This is a genomic window from Streptomyces sp. NBC_01622, from assembly GCF_045209635.1.
Taxonomy (GTDB): Bacteria; Actinomycetota; Actinomycetes; order Streptomycetales; family Streptomycetaceae; genus Streptomyces.
Map to the genome: position 1 here is coordinate 3,274,494 of NZ_CP109293.1, position 15,954 is coordinate 3,290,447.

Annotated in this window: 14 protein-coding genes; 4 read left to right on the forward strand and 10 right to left on the reverse strand. The window is 70.6% G+C overall.

Annotated elements, in window-relative coordinates; translation table 11 throughout:
* Positions 1-200: 200 nt before the first annotated feature.
* Positions 201-1,430 carry a trypsin-like serine peptidase gene (locus OH768_RS14545; protein WP_406453709.1) on the forward strand — a complete coding sequence of 410 codons (1,230 nt, stop codon included), beginning with the start codon at positions 201-203 and terminating at the stop codon, positions 1,428-1,430.
* Positions 1,431-1,493: 63 nt separating this feature from the next.
* Here OH768_RS14545 and hflX read toward each other — a convergent pair whose 3' ends face one another.
* From hflX to miaA, 6 genes are all read right to left on the reverse strand, one after another.
* Complete coding sequence (hflX, locus tag OH768_RS14550; RefSeq protein ID WP_406453710.1) at positions 1,494-2,987, reverse strand: GTPase HflX; 1,494 nt, start codon at positions 2,985-2,987, stop codon at positions 1,494-1,496.
* A gap of 140 nt (positions 2,988-3,127) precedes the next feature.
* Positions 3,128-4,615, reverse strand: a complete 1,488-nt coding sequence (locus OH768_RS14555; protein ID WP_406453712.1) for a M1 family metallopeptidase — start codon at positions 4,613-4,615, stop codon at positions 3,128-3,130.
* 158 nt (positions 4,616-4,773) lie between these two features.
* Positions 4,774-6,918, reverse strand: coding sequence for a RelA/SpoT family protein (locus tag OH768_RS14560; protein ID WP_406453714.1), 2,145 nt, complete (start codon positions 6,916-6,918; stop codon positions 4,774-4,776).
* Positions 6,919-7,201: 283 nt separating this feature from the next.
* Positions 7,202-8,071 (reverse strand): diaminopimelate epimerase, encoded by an 870-nt coding sequence (gene dapF / locus OH768_RS14565; protein ID WP_406453716.1) that lies wholly within the window; start codon positions 8,069-8,071, stop codon positions 7,202-7,204.
* An 82-nt stretch (positions 8,072-8,153) separates the two neighbouring features.
* Positions 8,154-8,654: a hypothetical protein gene (locus OH768_RS14570; RefSeq protein WP_406465264.1), complete on the reverse strand. Its 501-nt coding sequence runs from the start codon at positions 8,652-8,654 to the stop codon at positions 8,154-8,156.
* A gap of 108 nt (positions 8,655-8,762) precedes the next feature.
* Complete coding sequence (gene miaA, locus OH768_RS14575) at positions 8,763-9,701, reverse strand: tRNA (adenosine(37)-N6)-dimethylallyltransferase MiaA (protein WP_406453718.1); 939 nt, start codon at positions 9,699-9,701, stop codon at positions 8,763-8,765.
* A gap of 181 nt (positions 9,702-9,882) precedes the next feature.
* On the opposite strand from miaA, the gene OH768_RS14580 reads away from it, so the two are divergent.
* Positions 9,883-10,158 (forward strand): hypothetical protein, encoded by a 276-nt coding sequence (locus OH768_RS14580; protein WP_406453719.1) that lies wholly within the window; start codon positions 9,883-9,885, stop codon positions 10,156-10,158.
* A gap of 23 nt (positions 10,159-10,181) precedes the next feature.
* A complete protein-coding gene (locus OH768_RS14585; protein WP_406453721.1) occupies positions 10,182-10,472 on the forward strand; it encodes an antitoxin in 291 nt (96 codons plus the stop codon).
* Between the two features lie 98 nt (positions 10,473-10,570).
* Here OH768_RS14585 and OH768_RS14590 read toward each other — a convergent pair whose 3' ends face one another.
* From OH768_RS14590 to OH768_RS14600, 3 genes are all read right to left on the reverse strand, one after another.
* The gene (locus OH768_RS14590) at positions 10,571-11,284 is read right to left on the reverse strand and encodes a class III extradiol dioxygenase subunit B-like domain-containing protein (RefSeq protein ID WP_406453723.1); all 714 of its coding nucleotides are present in this window, start codon (positions 11,282-11,284) and stop codon (positions 10,571-10,573) included.
* A gap of 126 nt (positions 11,285-11,410) precedes the next feature.
* Positions 11,411-12,928 carry a tRNA (N6-isopentenyl adenosine(37)-C2)-methylthiotransferase MiaB gene (gene miaB / locus OH768_RS14595; RefSeq protein ID WP_406453725.1) on the reverse strand — a complete coding sequence of 506 codons (1,518 nt, stop codon included), beginning with the start codon at positions 12,926-12,928 and terminating at the stop codon, positions 11,411-11,413.
* 63 nt (positions 12,929-12,991) lie between these two features.
* Positions 12,992-13,429 carry a MazG nucleotide pyrophosphohydrolase domain-containing protein gene (locus OH768_RS14600; RefSeq protein ID WP_406453727.1) on the reverse strand — a complete coding sequence of 146 codons (438 nt, stop codon included), beginning with the start codon at positions 13,427-13,429 and terminating at the stop codon, positions 12,992-12,994.
* 88 nt (positions 13,430-13,517) lie between these two features.
* Between OH768_RS14600 and OH768_RS14605 the strand changes: the two genes are divergently transcribed.
* Complete coding sequence (locus OH768_RS14605; protein WP_406453729.1) at positions 13,518-14,516, forward strand: TAXI family TRAP transporter solute-binding subunit; 999 nt, start codon at positions 13,518-13,520, stop codon at positions 14,514-14,516.
* A gap of 25 nt (positions 14,517-14,541) precedes the next feature.
* Here the strand turns inward: OH768_RS14605 and OH768_RS14610 are convergent, their stop codons facing one another.
* Positions 14,542-15,954 carry a sensor histidine kinase gene (locus OH768_RS14610; RefSeq protein WP_406453731.1) on the reverse strand — a complete coding sequence of 471 codons (1,413 nt, stop codon included), beginning with the start codon at positions 15,952-15,954 and terminating at the stop codon, positions 14,542-14,544.

The following is a 15,954-nucleotide window of genomic DNA, read 5'->3' on the forward strand; positions in this document are numbered from 1 at the left end:
ACCGCCCAACGGGTTACGGGTTGCTTCAAGATCCTTGCCGTAGCGAAACCGTTGCCGTTCCGTCGGAAGTCCCCCACAGCGAGCGCATAGTGTGTGATGCCGTTCCCGAAGGTCGTGAGTTCGGCGTGAACTCACCATGAGTTCCGGCTGAGATCACAACCGTGGCGCACCATCCGTTCACTCCAGGGGGAGTCAAGACCATGCGATCGATACGGCCGTCCTTCACCGCCCGGCGTGGGAGGGGTGCGCGTCGCGGAACCGCCCCCGTGCTGGCCGCCGTTGCCCTCGCCTCGGCGCTCGCGCTCACCGCGACGGCCTGCGGCTCCGGTGACACCAAGGCGGACGGCCAGTCCACCGCGTCGGCGACCAGCGGTGACACCGGCGACGGCAAGATCAAGATCCCGGACGACATCAAGAACAAGCTCAAAGAGCACGGGATCGACATCGACAAGTGGAAGAGCGGCGCCTGGAAGAACTGGGACAAGGACGACTGGCTGCGCGAGGCCAACGACTACATCAACCCGATCATCGACGGGCTGTGGAGTTCTGGCCGGATGCGGGACGCCAACGACCCGGACAAGGGTGTCGACACCAAGGACATCTCCGGTGACCAGGGCGTGACCGACCCGACGCCCGCGGTGGTGGACGCGAAGGCCGTGTCGCCTGCGTACCACGCCAACGCGGCGACGGCGGGCAAGGTGTTCTTCGACTCCCCCGAAGGCACGATGGTCTGCTCGGCGACGGTCGTGGAGGACCCGGCGCACCCGGGCAAGTCCAACCTGGTGTGGACGGCGGGCCATTGCGTGCACGCCGGCAAGAAGGGCGGCTGGTACCGCAACCTCGCGTTCGTGCCGTCGTACAACAACTCGGGTATGACGACAGCCCAGTTGGAGACGGCCACCCGGGACCAGGTCGCTCCGTACGGTGTCTGGTGGGCCGACTGGGCGCAGACCTCGCAGCAGTGGATCGACCAGGGCGGCGAGACGGGCGGGCAGGGTTCGTCGTACGACTACGCCGTGATCCATGTGACGCCCGAGAAGGGCAGCGGGGGCAAGTCCCTTGAGGAGACGGTCGGTTCGGCGCTGCCGGTGAACTTCAACGCGCCCGCCGTGCCGAAGGTGTCCAGCATCACGGCGACCGGCTACCCCGCGGCGAAGCCGTACGACGGTTCGACGCTGTACCAGTGCGCGGACAAGCCGGGGCGGCTGTCGATCAGCGCCTCGGACCCGACGATGTACCGCATCGGCTGCAGCATGACCGGTGGTTCGTCCGGCGGCGGCTGGGTGGAGACGGGCTCCGACGGCAAGCCGGCGCTGGTGTCCAACACCTCGATCGGCCCGGTGACTTCGGGCTGGCTGGCGGGTCCGCGGCTGGGCGATGTGGCCAAGGGCGTGTACGACTCGGTCAGCAAGAAGTTCGCCGGGCAGTAGACACGGCCGAGGCTCGCCCCAGGTGATCCGGGGCGAGCCTCAGGACGTGCTGTGCTACGGCCGTCAGGCCAGCGGTGCCGGGACGTACGGCGCGAGCTCCGCCGCCAGTTCCTCGTGCACCCGCACCTTGAGCTGGGTGCCCTCCGGGGTGTGCTCCTCGGAGATCACCTCGCCCTCGGAGTGGGCGCGGGCGACCAGCTTGCCGTGCGTGTACGGCACGAGCGCCTCGATCTCGACCGAGGGGCGCGGCAGTTCGGCGTCGATGAGCGCGAGCAGTTCGTCGATGCCCTGGCCGGTGCGGGCCGAGACGGCGATGGACCGCTTCTCGTTCCGCATCAGTCGCTGGAGCGTCAGCGGGTCCGCCGCGTCCGCCTTGTTGATCACGACGATCTCGGGCACCTTGGTGGCGCCGACATCCCGGATCACCTCGCGTACGGCGGCCAGCTGCTCCTCCGGGACCGGGTGCGAACCGTCCACCACGTGCAGGATCAGATCGGCGTCGCCGACCTCCTCCATCGTGGAACGGAAGGCCTCGACCAGGTGGTGCGGCAGGTGCCGGACGAATCCGACGGTGTCGACGAGCGTGTAGAGCCGTCCGCCCGGTGTCTCGGCCCGGCGCACGGTCGGGTCGAGGGTCGCGAACAGGGCGTTCTCGACAAGGACGCCCGCGCCGGTCAGCCGGTTCAGCAGCGACGACTTGCCGGCGTTGGTGTAACCGGCGATCGCGACCGAGGGCACCTTGTGGCGACGGCGCTCCTGGCGCTTGATGTCACGGCCGGTCTTCATGTCCGCGATCTCCCGGCGCATCTTCGCCATCTTCTCGCGGATACGACGCCGGTCCGTCTCGATCTTGGTCTCACCGGGACCACGGGTGGCGAGGCCGCCGCCCGAGCCGCCGCCCATCTGGCGGGACAGCGACTGACCCCAGCCGCGGAGCCTCGGCAGCATGTACTGCATCTGCGCGAGCGCGACCTGCGCCTTGCCCTCCCGGGACTTGGCGTGCTGGGCGAAGATGTCGAGGATCAGGGCCGTACGGTCGATGACCTTGACCTTGACGACGTCTTCGAGGTGGATCAGCTGGCCGGGGCTCAGCTCACCGTCGCAGATGACGGTGTCGGCGCCGGTCTCCAGGACGATGTCCCGCAGTTCGTTGGCCTTGCCGGAACCGATGTACGTGGCCGCGTCCGGCTTGTCGCGGCGCTGCACGACACCGTCGAGCACGAGCGCGCCCGCGGTCTCCGCGAGGGCGGCCAGCTCGGCGAGGGAGTTGTCCGCGTCCTGTGCCGTTCCCGTGGTCCAGACGCCGACGAGTACGACGCGCTCCAGGCGGAGCTGTCGGTACTCGACCTCGGTGACGTCCTCGAGCTCGGTGGAGAGGCCCGCGACGCGGCGCAGGGCCGCGCGCTCGGAGCGGTCGAACTGGTCGCCGTCCCGGTCTCCGTCGATCTCGTGGCTCCAGGTGACGTCCTCTTCCATCAGGGCATCGGCCCGAAGACCTTCGGGGTAGGTGTGCGCGAAGCGCTCAGTGTCCTGGGAAGGGGAAGAAGAGGAGGTCATTGGGTCCTTACGTCGATGGGAGTGCTTCAAAGGTTCCAACGTGCGAGTGCTCCCGGAGATTCCCGGTGACCGGAGATTCCGGGCGATCCGCGCCGCCGACCCGACGATGGTCGCACGGCGCGGATCGCCCCGTCACGGCCTTATTTCACAGGTGCCTGCGACGTCCAGTCCGGGTGACCGGGCATCGGCGGGGTCTTCGCGCCGTAGAGCCAGGCCTTGAAGAAGTCGCTCAGGTCGCGGCCGGAGATCGCGGAGGCGAGGTCCTTGAAGTCGGCGGTGGTGGCCGTGCCGTCCCGGTGGACGCGCACCCAGGTGCGCTCCAGGCGCTCGAAGGCGGGGCGGCCGATCTCCTGGCGCAGGGCGTAGAGGACCAGGGCGGCGCCGTCGTAGACGTTGGGGCGGAAGATGCTGATCTTCTGGCCGGGCGCGGGCGCCTTGGGCAGTGCGGGCGGTCCGCCGGCGGCGCGCCAGCCGTCGGAGGCGCCGTAGGCGGCCTTCATCCGCGTCTCCATGGGCCTGTCGGCCTTCTCCTCCGCGTACAACTCCTCGTACCAGGTGGCGTGCCCCTCGTTGAGCCACAGGTCGGACCAGGTGCGGGGGCTGACGCTGTCGCCGAACCACTGGTGGGACAGCTCGTGCACCATGACCGACTCGACGTACCACTTGGGGTAGGCGGGCTCGGTGAAGAGATCTCTCTCGAAGAGAGAGATCGTCTGGGTCTCGAGTTCGAAGCCGGTGGATGCCTGAGCCATGAGCAGGCCGTACGTCTCGAAGGGGTACCGGCCGACCTTGCTCTCCATCCAGGCGATCTGGTCGGGGGTCTTCTTGAGCCACGGTTCGAGTTGCTTGACGTCCGCGGCGGGCACGACGTCGCGCATCGGCAGGTCGTGCGGTCCGGTGCGGTGCAGTACGGCGGAACGGCCGATGGACACCTGGGCGAGTTCGGTGGCCATGGGGTGCTGGGTGCGGTACGTCCAGGTGGTGTTCGCGCCGGCCTTGTCGACGCCGGCCGGCAGTCCGTTGGCGACAGCCGTGTAGGCGTTGGGCGCGGTGACCCGGATGGTGAACATCGCCTTGTCGGAGGGATGGTCGTTGCACGGGAACACCAGATGCGCGGCATCGGCCTGGTTGGCCATCGCGAGCCCGTCCTTGGTGCGCACCCAGCCGCCGTCCTGGCCCTTGGCGGAGACGGGGTCGCTGGTGTGCCGCACGGTGATCCGCGTCCAACTGCCCTGGGACAGCGGCTCCTCGGGCGTCACCACCAGGTCCTCGCCGACACTGGCGAAGGCGGCCGGCCGCCCGTCGACCTCGACCGAGTCCACGGTGCCGTGCGCGAAGTCGAGGTTGATCCGGTCCAGGGACTCCGTGGTCCACGCGTCGATGGTGGTGACGGTCTTGAGGGGCTTGCTGTTGGTGCCGGGATAGGTGAAGGAGAGGTCGTACGACGCCACGTGGTAGCCCGGGTTGCCCAGGTCCGGGAAGAGGCGGTCGCCGACGCCCAGGGGCGTGGGCGGGGCGCTCGCGGCGACGAGGCAGACGGACACGGCGGATGCGAGCAGGACCGCCTTCAACCGTCGGGGAGCCCTGGTACCGGCCCCAGGGGTGGCGGTGCGGGGGGTGAGCAGCATGGACCACCGCTACCAGCGCGCGCGTACCGCACGCCGACGACTCGCGCCCGGCCCACTCGAACGAGGTCTTCCGGGGGCCCACTGGGCTCCCGACCCGCCGGAGCGCGCAAGCGGGCGTGTGCCCCGAGGGGACGCGGGCGCGCAGCCCTGAGCCGGGCTCAGAAGGCCGTCGTGTGGTGCTGCGCCCGGCTCACGTCGTAGACGCCCGGCACATTGCGCATCGCCCGCATGAGGGCCGGGAGGTGGGCCGCGTCCGGGAGTTGGAGCGTGTAGGTGTGCCGCACGCGCTGCTGGCTCGGGGGTTCGACCGTCGCCGAGACGATCTCGGCGCCCTCCAGGGCCATGGCCTCGGTGAGGTCGGCCAGCAGATGGGGGCGGCCGAACGATTCGGCTACCAGCGTGACCCGGCACTCGGTTGTGTCGCCCCAGCGCACACCGACCTCCGCGCGCCCCACGCTCTTCATGTGCGCCACCGCGGTGCACTCGACGCGGTGGACCGTCACGACCCCGCCGCGCACCGAGAATCCGGTGACCTCGTCGGGCGGTACGGGCGTGCAGCAGCCGGCGAGCCGTACGGTCGCGCCGGGCTGGTCGACGACGGGCGTGGCGGGGTTGCTGGTGGGGGCGTCCTCGGCGGCGGGGGGCGCCGATCGCACGGTCTGCGTGCCCTGGTCCGCCGCGTCCGCCTCGGCGCCCTCTCCGTCCCCGCTGCCCGGGTGCGCCGCGAGCCAACGCTGGATGGCGATCCGGGCGGCGGGCGTGTGCGCGTGCTCCAGCCACTCCCTGGAGGGCTCGGAGGCCGGGTCCTGGCCCATGAGGGGCTGGACTGTGTCGCCGTCCCTCAGAACCGTGCTGAGGGTCGCCAGGCGGCCGTTGACGCGGGCGCCGATGCAGGCGTGGGCGTCCTCGCCGTACTGCGCGTACGCGGCGTCCACACAGGTCGCGCCGTCGGGCAGGCCCAGCGTGCCGCCGTCGGGCCGGAACACGGTGATCTCGCGGTCCTGGGCGAGGTCTTCGCGCAGCGTCGACCAGAAGGTGTCGGGGTCGGGCGCGCCCTCCTGCCAGTCGAGGAGGCGGGAGAGCCAGCCGGGCCGGGTGGGGTCGGCGCGCTCCCCGTCGCCCGTGGCCTGCTGCTCCTCCGAAGGAGGAGCGTAGGGATTGCCGAGCGCGATGACGCCGGCCTCGGCGACCTTGTGCATCTGGTGGGTGCGGATGAGGACTTCGACGACCTGGCCGTCCGTGTGGGCGACGGCGGTGTGCAGCGACTGGTACAGGTTGAACTTCGGTACGGCGATGAAGTCCTTGAACTCCGAGACGACGGGCTTCAGGCAGGTGTGCAGTTCGCCGAGGACGCCGTAACAGTCCGCGTCCTCGTTGACGAGCACCAGGAGGCGGCCGAAGTCGGCGCCGCGCAGCCTGCCGCGCTTGCGGGCCACGCGGTGCACGGAGACGAAGTGCCGTGGCCGGATGAGGACTTCGGCCTGGATGTCGGCGTCGCGCAGGACGGTGCGCACCTCGTCGGTGACCTCGGCGAGCGGGTCGTCCGCGCGGGAGGCGTTGTCGACGATCAACTCGCGTGTGTGGTCGTACTCCTCGGGGTGCAGGATCGCGAAGACGAGGTCTTCCAGTTCGGTCTTGAGCGCCTGGACGCCGAGCCGTTCGGCGAGCGGGATGAGGACGTCCCGGGTGACCTTGGCGATACGGGCCTGCTTCTCGGGGCGCATCACGCCCAGGGTGCGCATGTTGTGCAGCCGGTCGGCGAGTTTGATCGACATCACGCGGACGTCGCTGCCGGTGGCGACGAGCATCTTGCGGAAGGTCTCGGGCTCGGCCGCGGCGCCGTAGTCGACCTTCTCCAACTTCGTCACGCCGTCGACGAGATAGCGCACCTCGGCGCCGAACTCCTCACCGACCTGATCGAGTGTCACCTCCGTGTCCTCGACGGTGTCGTGGAGCAGAGAGGCCGTCAACGTCGTGGTCTCGGCGCCGAGTTCGGCGAGGATCAGGGTCACGGCGAGGGGGTGTGTGATGTACGGCTCGCCGCTCTTGCGCATCTGGCCGCGGTGCGAGGACTCGGCCAGGACCCAGGCGCGGCGCAGCGGTTCGAGGTCGGCGTCGGGGTGGTGGGCGCGATGCGCCTCGGCGACATGGCCGATGGCGTCGGGCAGCCGGTCGCGGGCGGCGGGACCGAGCAGGGCGGCCCGGCCGAGCCTGCGCAGGTCGATCCGGGGGCGGGCCTTCCTGCGGGGCGCTGTGTTGGTCACAGGGCCTGGGCTCGCAGGGTTCGTGGCCTCCGCACTCATGGGCACCTCCGGCTGCTTGACCGGCGGACGGGTGCCCCATGGCGTACTCGGCTCAGGGGATCTTCGATCCCCCGTCCGGGCCGGTGCTTGATGCTACCGAGCCCACCACGTGCGACTGACCGCCTCTCGCCGAGCGTGAAACGGATCACCCATTCGAGCGAAGGTCGGGAGGTTTACGGTTTTGCGCCACACTCTCTCGGGTCGGCCGTGCTTTCCGGCCGACCCGACTGCCGGAGACTTGGGATCAGGGTCTCCGGGGCGGCCGGGACTGCGAATCATCCGTTCAGCGGATGGCGTTTTCCAGCCACTCGGCATCGATCTCGCCCTCGGCGACGATCACCGCGGGACCGGTCATCTCGATCCGGCCGTCGGGCCACTCGGTGATCACCAGCGTTCCCCCGGGTACGTCGACGGTGTAAGTCGCCCGCGTTCCGGTGACGGCGGGGTCGGCGCCGTCGCGCCGGACGGCGGCCACGGCGACCGCGCACGCGCCCGTGCCGCACGAACGGGTCTCGCCCGCACCGCGCTCATGCACGCGCATGGCCACATGGCGGGGGCCCCGGTCGACCACGAACTCGACGTTCACACCCTGCGGGTAGGCGCCGGCCGGACTGAAGGGCGGCGGGGAGTACAGGTCGCCGGCGTGCGCTAGGTCGTCGACGAAGGCGACCGCGTGCGGGTTGCCCATGTTCACGTTCCGCGCGGGCCAGCTGCGCTCGCCGACGCTCACCGTGACGTCCCCTTCGGGGAGGAGCGCCTTGCCCATGCCGACCGTGACGTCACCGTCCTTGGCGAGGTGGACGGTCTTGACTCCCCCGCGCGTGGCTACCGCGATGTCCCCTGCGGCCACATGTCCGGCGCGCTGGAGATAGCGCGCGAACACACGCACTCCGTTGCCGCACATCTCGGAGACCGAGCCGTCCCCGTTGCGGTAGTCCATGAACCACTCCGCCTCGGCCGCCATGTCCCGCGCCTCGGGGTGCGCGGCGGACCGCACGACATGCAGCAGTCCGTCGCCGCCGATGCCCGCGCGGCGGTCGCACAGGGCGGCCACGGCGGCCGGGGGGAGGTCGATGACGTTCTCGGGGTCCGGGACGATCACGAAGTCGTTCTCGGTGCCGTGCCCCTTGAGAAAGGCGATCCGCGTGCTCATGCGTCGATCGTACGGGGTGGCTACGACATCCCAGCGGTCAGTTGCGACCGGCTTCTACGACCGCTGCGACCGATCTGGGCAGCTAGCGGAGCCTGGCGACACGCCAGACGGCGAGCACCACGACCACGGCCACCACCAGGGCGTAGGCGATGACGACCCGCCAGTCCGGGCGGCGCCCGGAGCCGCGCTGCGGGAAGCCGGGCCAGGTGTGGCCGACGCGGCGGGCCGCGGTCATGCCCCAGCCGGCCGCACAGGAGCAGATGAGCAGGCCCAGCATGGCGACCACGGCCCCGCTGTCGCCGAAGTCGAAGGCGAGCGGGAAGGCGAACATCAGGGAGCCGACGGCGGCCAGGGCCACGATGGGGGCGAGCTGCCAAATGCGCAGGCGACGCTGCGGGCGCAGCTCGACCTCGACCTCGGGGCCCACGAACATCTCGTCGGGCCCGGGGCCGTCGGCGGTCACACCGCCCTGGATCTCGTCCGGGCCGTCAGGGCTCAGTCGGCCGTCGGCCTCTTCCGGTTCACCACGGTCCGCGGTGACCTGCTCAGCGCCTTCTGCGGTGTCGCGAGGGCCGGCCTCCATCGCCACGCGCCCTCCCAACTCGGACTCCACTTGGTCGATCGAAGCTCGATGATGGCACGCCCCCGGAGGCCGCAACGGCGGCCGGAGCGTCCCGATGCCATGACGTGATCAGGCTGTGACCGGTCGTTCGACCAACGCCAGTGCCAGGTGCGGAAGTTCTGTGAGATCGGCCGCAGCCCCACTCAACCAGTGCACCCGGGGATCGCGTCTGAACCACGAATCCTGGCGGCGCGCGAAGCGCTTGGTGGCCCGCACGGTCTCCGCGCGCGCCTCCTGTTCCGTGCACTCCCCCGCGAGCGCCGCGAGCACCTGCTGATAGCCGAGCGCACGGGACGCGGTGACGCCCTCGCGCAGGCCCCGCGCCTCCAGCTCCCGCACCTCGTCGACGAGCCCCGCGCTCCACATCCGGTCGACCCGGCGCGCGATGCGCTCGTCGAGTTCGGGGCGGGCCACGTCGACGCCGATCTGGACGGTGTCGTAGACCGAGTCGTGGCCGGGAAGGTTGGCGGTGAAGGGCTTGCCGGTGATCTCGATGACCTCCAGGGCGCGGACGATACGGCGGCCGTTGCTGGGCAGGATCGCGTGCGCGGCCTCGGGGTCGGCGGCGGCCAGGCGGGCGTGCAGGGCGCCGGAGCCGCGCAGTGCCAGCTCCTCCTCCAGGCGGGCCCGGACCTCGGGGTCGGTGCCGGGGAACTCCAGGTTGTCGACGGCCCCGCGCACGTACAGCCCGGAGCCGCCGACCAGGATCGGCCAGCGGCCTTCGGCGAGCAGGGCGTCGATGTGCTCGCGGGCGAGGCGCTGGTACTCGGCGACGGACGCCGTGACGGTCACGTCCCAGATGTCCAGGAGGTGGTGCGGGATGCCGCCGCGCTCCTCGGGCGTCAGCTTGGCGGTGCCGATGTCCATCCCTCGGTAGAGCTGCATGGAGTCGGCGTTGACGACCTCGCCGCCTAGACGCTGGGCCAGGAAGACGCCCAGATCGGACTTTCCGGCCGCGGTCGGTCCGACGACGGCGATGACTCGGGGGGCGGGGGGTGCGCTGCTCACGTTCACAGTCTCCCAAACGCCGGACCCCGCCTCGAACGAGTTACGTGACGGCACACCTGTGGGGTCGTTGCCCGTTGCGAGATGTCCCGCCGCCGGTTTTGGAGGCGGCGCCCCGGGTGACGCAAACGGACGCACCGGGCTACGCGGGATTTCGCCCGCACGAGTAACGTATGGAGTGGATATGGGCGTTTTTGACCGACTTCTTCGGAGGTCGAAGGCTACGGAGGAGGCGTCTACCGCCGAAGCGCAGGCCGACACGGAGACTGCCGAGAACCTCACGGCCGAAGCGGCGGACGAGGTGTCGGAGACGGAGACCGAAGCGGGGGCAGGCGCTCAGGAAGCGGCGGAGACGACGGCGACGGAGGCCGTCGAGGCCGCGGACGGCGTCGAGATCCCCAAGCAGCAGTCCGCCGAAGAAGCCGCCGACAACGGGGCCGGCGAAGGCGCCCGCACGTAAGCACCCCGCGTGGAAGGTGAACCATGGGTCTGATGGACAGTTTGAAGGCCAAACTCGCCCCGGCGAAGGACAAGGTCTCGGGCCTCGCTCAGCAGCACGGAGGCAAGATCGAGAGCGGCCTCGACAAGGCCGCGAAGATGGTCGACGAGAAGACCAAGGGCAAGTACAGCGACAAGATCCAGACGGGCACGGGCAAGGCCAAGGACGCCATGGACCGACTCGCGCACAAGGACGACACGGGGAGCGCGCGAAGCACGGGGACGGAGCGCGGCGGCACGACCACACCGCCGGACTCGCCCCCGCCTGCCACCTGACGGGCACCCGAACATCGATCGGCGGACAGCCGCGGAGCACTCGGCTCCCCGGCCGTCCGCCGTTTCGCGGCTACATCACGTTCACGGCCGCACCGCGCCTACGACCAGGTCGCGACCACGTATCCGACGCCGTACGGCGCGTCCTCGTACAGCAGCGCGCCGCCGAGGTCCGCGCCTTCCGCCGCGCCCGCGAGGACCTGCCAGGGGGCCCGGCCGGAGGCCTTCAGCTCGTACGCCAGCTCGGCGTCCAGCGCCTTGAGGGCGGCCACGTCCACCGCCCCCAGCGCACGCGCGACCTCAGCGTCGAAGGGTGCCGCGCGCTCGTCGAGATAGCCCGGTGCCTTCAGCGTCCGGCACGCGCTGGCGTCGCCCATCACCAGCAGGGCCACCCGCTCCGCCTGCGCGACGATGTCCCTCCCGACTTCGATGCACCGCTCGGACGCGAGAGGTTCCCCCACACCGAGTCCCTCGATCGGGGCGTCGGACCAGCCGGTCCGCTCCAGCAGCCACGCGGCGACGGCGAGCGAGAGGGGAAGCGACCGCTCCGACACGGCGGCCCTGTCCCTCCCGAGCCGTACGTCGAGTTCCACTCCGAAGCCGCGGAACGAACCGCGGGTGCCTTCGGGATGCGGCCCGCGCCCGCTCTGCTCGGCGGGCCCGACGACCACCAGACGGTCGGGCCGGGCGGCGGCGAGCACCCCGAGCGCGTCGGTGCACGCGGCACGCGCGGCGTCCATCTCGGAGGCGGCACCGGCGGCGACGTCGGGGACGAGAAGCGGAGGGCAGGGGCAGACGGCGGCGGCTACGAGCATGGCCGGAACACTAACAAGGAGCGCCGACAACGCACCTGGCCATGCCCTCGGGCACGGGGACGCGAGTTCCACCCGCACGTCTCAGCCCTCCCTGGCCCGGCACCGCCGACACGCAGCCGCACCCCGTCAGTCGCAGCCGCAGCCGCTCCCCATGGCGACCGGCAGCGGTGCGGGGGCGCCGATCTTCGGGAGGCCCAGCATCACGCCGGCCGGCTTGGCGGCCTCGGTCGCGTTCCGCTTCTCCCAGGCGTCGCCCGCGCGCGTGGGGCGCACGTTCAGGGTGGGGCCCTCGGCGAGGAGGTGGTGCGGGGCGGCGTAGGTGATCTCGACCGTCACCACGTCACCGGGGCGGACCTCCTGGTCCGGCTTGGTGAAGTGGACGAGGCGGTTGTCGGGGGCGCGTCCGGAGAGGCGGTGGGTGGCGCCGTCCTTGCGGCCCTCGCCCTCGGCGACCATCAGCTCCAGGGTGCGGCCGACCTGCTTCTTGTTCTCGTCCCAGGAGATCTCCTCCTGGAGGGCGACGAGACGCATGTAGCGCTCCTGGACGACCTCCTTGGGGATCTGGTTCTCCATGGTCGCGGCCGGAGTGCCGGGCCGCTTGGAGTACTGGAACGTAAACGCTTGCGCGAAGCGTGCCTCGCGGACCGCGTGCATCGTCTGCTCGAAGTCCTCCTCCGTCTCCCCGGGGAAACCCACGATGATGTCAGTGGTGATGGCGGCGTGCGGGATGGCCGCGCGGACCTTCTCGATGATCCCGAGGTACCGCTCCTGGCGGTAGGACCGGCGCATGGCCTTCAGGATCGGGTCGGAACCGGACTGCATCGGCATGTGCAGCTGCGGCATCACGTTCGGCGTCTCGGCCATCGCGGCGATGACGTCGTCGGTGAAGTCACGCGGGTGCGGGGACGTGAAGCGGACCCGCTCCAGGCCGTCGACGGTCCCGCAGGCACGCAGCAGCTTGCTGAAGGCCTCGCGGTCGCCGATGTCGGAGCCGTACGCGTTGACGTTCTGGCCGAGCAGGGTGATCTCGGAGACGCCCTCGCCGACCAGGGCCTCGATCTCGGCGAGGATGTCGCCGGTGCGGCGGTCCTTCTCCTTGCCGCGCAGCGCCGGGACGATGCAGAAGGTGCAGGTGTTGTTGCAGCCGACGGAGATCGACACCCAGGCCGCGTAGGCGCTCTCGCGCCGGGTCGGCAGCGTCGAGGGGAAGGCCTCCAGGGACTCCGCGATCTCGACCTGCGCCTCTTCCTGGACGCGCGCGCGTTCCAGCAGGACGGGCAGCTTGCCGATGTTGTGCGTGCCGAAGACGACGTCCACCCAGGGCGCCTTCTTCACGATGGTGTCGCGGTCCTTCTGGGCGAGGCAGCCGCCGACGGCGATCTGCATCCCGGGGCGCTTGGTCTTCATCGGGGCGAGGCGGCCGAGGTTGCCGTAGAGCCGGTTGTCGGCGTTCTCGCGCACGGCGCAGGTGTTGAAGACGACGACGTCCGCGTCACCGTCCGACCCTTCGGGCGCGCGCACGTAACCGGCGCCCTCCAAGAGCCCCGAGAGCCGCTCGGAATCGTGGACGTTCATCTGGCACCCGTAGGTGCGCACTTCGTACGTTTTGACGTCCACTGCCTCGCTCCGGTCACCGCTGCTCATGCGACAAGGGTAGGCGGTGCCGGGAGTGACTCCTTCTGCGGCTGAGAACCGCAGTGGCTCACGTCACTCGGAGCTACGGCCGGAATCCGGAGTTCCGGCGCGCCGACCACCGCTCCACCCCTGCTTGCGCAGCACCCCATGCACATCCGGCGTCTCGTAGTGCTCGCCCTTGAGGACCTTGCCGTCGGTCCGGCGGGCGATCTCGCCGTCCGGGCCGATCTTGGTCATGTTGGAGCGGTGGACCTCGGCGATCACCGCGTCGAGGTCTATGCCGTGGACGAGGGCCGTGCCGTACGCGACGTAGACGACGTCGGCCAGCTCGTGCGCCAGTCGGTCGAGGGGGCCGCTCACCGATACCTCGGCGACCTCCGCGGCCTCCTCGGCGAGCAGCTCGCCGCGGTGGGCGGCGAGGCCGGGGGCGACCTCGGTGGGTGTGCTGCGGGCGTCGAGCCCGAAGGCGAGGTGGAATTCGCGGACCAGGTCGGCGGGCGAAGAACTCATGCCACGACCTTAACGGCCGCCACTGACACCACCGGCCCGGAAGCCCGACCCTGGTCAGCACCGCTCAAGGGCTGGCAGGATCGCGCGCATGCTCAAGGTGTTCTCCCGTATCAGCAGGCGCCGGGCGCTGCAGGGCGCGGCGGCCGGCTTCGTCGTGTTCGGACTGCTGCTGTGGTGGCTGCTGCCCCTGGGCGACGAGCCGCCGACCGGAACGATCACCTTCAGCACCGGGACACCGCTCGGGGTCTACCAGGAGTACGGCAAGCTGCTGCAGGCCGAGCTCGACAAGGACATGCCGGGCCTCAAGGTGAAGCTGGTGAACAGCGCCGGGTCGCAGGAGAACGTCGCGCGCGTGGCGACCGGCCACGCCGACTTCACCATCGCCGCGGCCGACGCGGTGGAGACGTACGAGGCGGACGGCAAGCCCGGTGCGGCCGGGCTGCGCGGGATCGCGCGGCTGTACGACGACTACGTCCAGCTCATCGTCCCGCGCGACTCGGACATCAACTCGGTCGCCGATCTGCGGAACAAGCGGGTGGCCATAGGGCCGGACCGCTCGGGTGTGCGACTGATCGCGAACCGGGTGCTCACGGCGGCCGGCATCGACCCGAAGAAGGGCGTCAAGCCGGTGGCGGCCGGCATCGACACCGGACCGGACCTGCTCAAGCGGGGCAAGCTCGACGCCTTCTTCTGGTCCGGCGGGCTGCCGACGGACGGCCTGAAGGACCTGGCCGCCCACTACGCGTTCCGGTTCGTGCCGATAGAGGCCACCCTCGTGGCGAAGATGCACGAGCAGGGCGAGGCCACCCGCTACTACCGCGCCACCAACATGCCGGAGTCGGCCTACCCCGACATCCAGCGGGGGTCCACGGTGCCCACCATCGCCGTCTCCAACCTGCTGATGACGCGTAAGGACCTGAACCCCAGGCTCACCGAGTGGATCACCAGGACCGTGATCAAGAGCCGGGACGGCATCGGCGCGCATGTCCACTCCGCGCAGCTCGTGGACCTGCGCACGGCGATCTACACCGACCCCCTGGTCCTGCACGAGGGCGCCCGGCGCTACTACCGCTCCGTCAAACCGTAGGCGCACAGGGGCCGTTGGCGCCCGCTCAGGCCGTCGGCCCGCTCCTGGGCACCGACACGGTCACCTTGAGCCCGTGCGGCTCGTGGTGGTCGTACGTCAGGGAGCCGCCGCCCGCGGCCAGCAGGACCTGGGAGATGGACAGGCCGAGACCGGAGCCCTGGATGTTCTGGTGCCGGCCGCTGCGCCAGAAGCGGTCGCCCACGCGGACGAGTTCCTCCTCGGTGAGGCCCGGGCCGCGGTCCGTGACGACGACCGTGGAGGTCTCGCCGTTCGACGCGACCGTCACCTCGACGCACTGGTCCTCCGGCGTGAACTTCACCGCGTTGTCGATCACCGCGTCCAGGGCGCTGGAGAGCGTGACCGGGTCGGCCCAGGCGGTGGTGGGCGGACAACTGCCCACCAGGCGCACGCCCTTGGCCTCGGCGGTCGGAGACCAGGCGGCGACGCGCTCGGCGGTCAGCGCCCCGATGTCGGTGATCCTGAGGTCCGCTTCCGCGTGTTCGGCCAGGGCCAGGTCGAGCAGGTCGTCCAGGACCTGGGTCAGGCGTTTGCCCTCGGTGCGGACCGAGGCGATCTCGTCATTGTCCTCCGGCAGTTCGAGCGCGAGCAGATCGATGCGCAGCAGCAGCGCCGAGAGCGGGTTGCGCAACTGGTGCGAGGCGTCGGCGACGAAGGCGCGCTGCTGCTCCAGCACGTCCTCGACGTTGTCCGCCATCTCGTTGAACGAACGGGCCAGGCGCTGGAGTTCCGGCGGCCCGCCGGCCGCGGCGACCCGGGACTTGAGGCGTCCGGTGGCGATGTCGTGGGTGGTGGCGTCGAGCACGCGTACGGGTCGCAGGACCCAGCCGGTCAGCCGTAGGGCGGCACCGACGGCCAGCAGCATGGCTCCGATCTCGCCCGCGCCGATCGTCAGCCAGCCGCGCAGGGTCCGTGAACGCATCGGCCCGGTGGGCGAGTCGGTGACCACGACCGCGATGACGTCGCCGTCCCGGATGACCGGCGAGGCGACGACCAGGCGGTGGCGCTGCCAGGGCCAGACCTGTTCCGGGTCGTGGCTGCGGCGGCTGAGGAGGGCCTCGTCGAAGGCGTCGCGGACCTCGCCGGTCTTGGGGAGCAGGAAGTCGTCCGGCGCGTTCGCCATGGAGGTGTCGGTGCGGTAGAAGACGCCCGCGCGGATGCCGTAGACCTCGTAGTAGCTGGCGAGTTCGCGGTCGAGGGTCTGCTGGCGTTCGTCCGGGACCGTGTCGGCGGGACGCGTGCCCGTGGGCGCGTCGGTGACGAACTGGGCGAGCGCCGCGAACCGCGCGGTGTCGTCGATGCGGTCGACGATCACCTTCTGCTGCTGGGCCGCGGCGACGCTGATGGCGAGCGGGACGCCGAGGGCAAGCAGAACGGCCGCCATCAGGACGATGAGCAGCGGGAGGAGACGTGTGCGCAC

What these genes read in the sequence shown, in the direction of transcription:
- OH768_RS14545 (WP_406453709.1), top strand. Translation starts at nt 201, where the DNA reads ATGCGATCGATACGGCCGTCCTTCACCGCCCGGCGTGGGAGGGGTGCG.
- hflX (WP_406453710.1), bottom strand. Translation starts at nt 2,987, where the DNA reads ATGACCTCCTCTTCTTCCCCTTCCCAGGACACTGAGCGCTTCGCGCAC.
- OH768_RS14555 (WP_406453712.1), bottom strand. Translation starts at nt 4,615, where the DNA reads ATGCTGCTCACCCCCCGCACCGCCACCCCTGGGGCCGGTACCAGGGCT.
- OH768_RS14560 (WP_406453714.1), bottom strand. Translation starts at nt 6,918, where the DNA reads ATGAGTGCGGAGGCCACGAACCCTGCGAGCCCAGGCCCTGTGACCAAC.
- dapF (WP_406453716.1), bottom strand. Translation starts at nt 8,071, where the DNA reads ATGAGCACGCGGATCGCCTTTCTCAAGGGGCACGGCACCGAGAACGAC.
- OH768_RS14570 (WP_406465264.1), bottom strand. Translation starts at nt 8,654, where the DNA reads ATGGAGGCCGGCCCTCGCGACACCGCAGAAGGCGCTGAGCAGGTCACC.
- OH768_RS14580 (WP_406453719.1), top strand. Translation starts at nt 9,883, where the DNA reads ATGGGCGTTTTTGACCGACTTCTTCGGAGGTCGAAGGCTACGGAGGAG.
- OH768_RS14585 (WP_406453721.1), top strand. Translation starts at nt 10,182, where the DNA reads ATGGGTCTGATGGACAGTTTGAAGGCCAAACTCGCCCCGGCGAAGGAC.
- OH768_RS14590 (WP_406453723.1), bottom strand. Translation starts at nt 11,284, where the DNA reads ATGCTCGTAGCCGCCGCCGTCTGCCCCTGCCCTCCGCTTCTCGTCCCC.
- miaB (WP_406453725.1), bottom strand. Translation starts at nt 12,928, where the DNA reads ATGAGCAGCGGTGACCGGAGCGAGGCAGTGGACGTCAAAACGTACGAA.
- OH768_RS14600 (WP_406453727.1), bottom strand. Translation starts at nt 13,429, where the DNA reads ATGAGTTCTTCGCCCGCCGACCTGGTCCGCGAATTCCACCTCGCCTTC.
- OH768_RS14605 (WP_406453729.1), top strand. Translation starts at nt 13,518, where the DNA reads ATGCTCAAGGTGTTCTCCCGTATCAGCAGGCGCCGGGCGCTGCAGGGC.